The organism is Gammaproteobacteria bacterium (assembly GCA_003696665.1).
In the GTDB taxonomy this organism is placed as follows: Bacteria; Pseudomonadota; Gammaproteobacteria; order Enterobacterales.
Genome location: RFGJ01000582.1, coordinates 1 through 1,000, shown reverse-complemented (window position 1 = coordinate 1,000; position 1,000 = coordinate 1). Strand labels below are relative to the sequence as shown.

At 51.4% G+C, this 1,000-nt stretch carries 1 protein-coding gene; it reads left to right on the top strand.

Annotated features, from left to right (window positions below; genetic code table 11):
• Positions 1-127: 127 nt before the first annotated feature.
• A partial coding sequence (locus D6694_14155) for an HYR domain-containing protein (protein ID RMH36056.1) occupies positions 128-1,000 on the top strand: 873 nt, incomplete at its 3' end.

The window sequence follows — 1,000 nt, the reverse complement described above, 5'->3', positions numbered from 1 at the left end:
GGATGAAGTATTTCAAATCTGCGGGGGCGGCTACAAGATTCTTCGGACCTGGAGTGTGTATGACTGGTGTCTGCCGCAGGGCGGCTCGGCACCCAACCCGTGGACGTGTACCCAGATCATCAAGGTAATGGACACGACGCCGCCGGAGCTCGTCTGCCCGGCACCCATCGTCAAGAGTACCCTGACGACCACTTGTACTGCCAATGTGCAGCTGCCGCCGGCCACCGTGACCGATGACTGTTCTGGGTTCTCCGTTCAGACCCAAACCGATGTTGGCGTGGTGAACGATAACGGGGGGTGGATTTACAATGTGCCAGTAGGGACTTATGTTGTCACCTATAATGCAACTGATGAGTGCGGCAACTTCGCCACATGCACTACTACATTGACAGTGGTAGATGATGTGGAACCAGTAGCGGTGTGTGATGATTTTACTGTTGTTTCATTAACAGGGGATGGGACTGCACAAGTGAGTGCAGAGACGTTTGACGATGGCAGCCTTGACAATTGTCAGCTTGATCATTTTGAAGTACGTCGGTTGCCAGATAATTGCATACCCTCTGGGACGCCCTTTGATGAAGTGGTGAATTTCAGTTGCTGCGATATCGGAGAGATGGTAGTGGTGGTATTGAGGGTATACGACAGCTACGGCAACTACAATGATTGTATGGTTTCCGTGGAAGTCCAAGGGCAGGATAATATTGCCCCCACGATTACTTGTCCGCCAGATAAGGAAATCGAATGCGGAACTGATGTATCTGACTTGAGTCAGTTTGGATATCCAACGTATTCCGATAACTGCCTGGCAGTTGAGTTGACATCTGACTCTGTCTATAATATCAATAGCTGTAATGTCGGTGCGATCTATCGGTTCTTTACTGTAACGGATGAAGGGGGCCATACCGCCCAGTGCACCCAGACGATCACGATCGTCAACAGCGATCCGTTTACGCTGGCCGACATCCAGTGGCCGGCCGACTATACGACGACCGACTGCGAT